This window comes from Collinsella aerofaciens (genome assembly GCF_964283865.1).
In the GTDB taxonomy this organism is placed as follows: Bacteria; Actinomycetota; Coriobacteriia; order Coriobacteriales; family Coriobacteriaceae; genus Collinsella.
This window is the reverse complement of sequence record NZ_CAXYLS010000034.1, coordinates 1-1,449: the sequence shown is the minus strand read 5'-3', so window position 1 is coordinate 1,449 and position 1,449 is coordinate 1. Positions and strand designations below refer to the sequence as shown.

Sequence of the window (1,449 nt, the reverse complement as noted above, 5' to 3'; positions counted from 1 at the left end):
TGAACTGCGTCCCAAATCTTGGACGCCCTAAATAGCGACTAGGCCGCGAGGGCCTGATTCCGGAACTCCTCCGGGGTCAGGCCCTTCAATCTTACCTGCCTCCGGCTCGTGTTCCAGTGGACTATGTATTCCTCCAGGTCGCGTTTGAAATCCTCGAACGTCTCCCACTCGCGGCCCCGGTAGAACTCGTCCTTGACGTGGCCGAAGAGCTGCTCGGTGGCGGCGTTGTCGATGCAGTTCGCCTTCCTGGACATGCTCTGGACGATGCCGGCGGCCTCGAGCCTGGATGTGTACGAGGCGTGCTGGTACTGCCAGCCCCGGTCCGAGTGCATGGTCGGGGCGGCGCCCTCGGGGATCTTGGACAGCAGCTCGTCGAGCATCCTGACCTGCTGGGCCATGTCGGGCGTGGTCGATATGTCGCTCGCCACGATCTCCTTGGTGCAGAAGTCCAGCGTCGGGGCCCAGTAGGCCTTGCCGCCCGCCACCTTGAACTCGGTGACGTCCGTTCCCAGCTTCCGCCACGGGGCCCCGGCGTCGAAATCCCTCGCGATCACGTTCTCGAACGTCCTGCCGACGACGCCCCTGTACGAGTTGTACCCGTGGTAGGCCGTCTCGCGTCTGATACCGCAGCGAATCCCCATCTCGCGCATCATCTTGAGCACGGTCTTGTCGGCTATCACGGCCCCCTCTTCCGCCCTGAGGCACATCGCTATCTGCCGGTGCCCGCAGCCGTTGGCGGTGCGCGAGAAGATCTCGGCGGCCGCCTCCCAGAGCTCGGGGCGCGTGGGCCTCGGCGGGTGCGCGAGGGCGTAGTAGTAGGTCGACCGCTTGAGCTCGGCGCATGCGAGCAGGTGCCCGAGCGCGTGCCCCTCGGCGCGCAGGGCCGCGACCGCTTCGGCCTTCGCCCTGGTCAGAGCCCGTCCCTCTCGACCAGGGCGCGTAATTTTTTTAGGTAGGCCACCTCGGCCTCGAGCCTACGGCACCGCTCCTCGAGCTCCTCCTCGCGGGTCCGCGGCCTCGCCTTGGAACCCTTCGGCCGGCCCTTGGGCCTCGGGCGCAGGGCCTCCGCGCCGCCCCGGCGGTATAGCGCGCACCACTTCTTGAGCGGCGACATCGACATTATGCCGAACGCCGCCATCGCCTCGGTCTTCGTCATGCCGCCGTCGACGACGGCGGAGGCGGCGGCGACCTTCTGCTCGTATGTGTACCTGCCCTGCTTTCCGTCCATGCGCAGCAGCACCTCGCTCCCGAATGCGCGGTATATCTCCTGCCATCTTCTCACGGCTTCCACGGGAAGCGAAAGGGCAATCGCGGCAGATTTATACCCGTGCCCGAGCTCGAAGAGCCCTATGGCCGCCTTCCTGGCCTCGATATCATGCTTCACTCTCAAATCAACGCGCATAAAGAAAGCCTCCCATTTCTCATGTCCAAGAAATGGGAGGCAGTTCA

At 65.1% G+C, this 1,449-nt stretch carries 2 protein-coding genes; both read right to left on the bottom strand.

Features of this window, described 5'->3' with window-relative positions; all coding sequences use genetic code 11:
* Positions 1 to 38 precede the first annotated feature (38 nt).
* Entirely contained in the window at positions 39 to 881 is an 843-nt protein-coding gene (locus ACRX4W_RS09720) for an IS3 family transposase (protein ID WP_432300267.1), read from the bottom strand.
* Positions 882 to 910: 29 nt separating this feature from the next.
* On the bottom strand, positions 911 to 1,449 hold a 539-nt coding region (locus ACRX4W_RS09715; RefSeq protein ID WP_347487368.1), incomplete at its 5' end, for a helix-turn-helix domain-containing protein.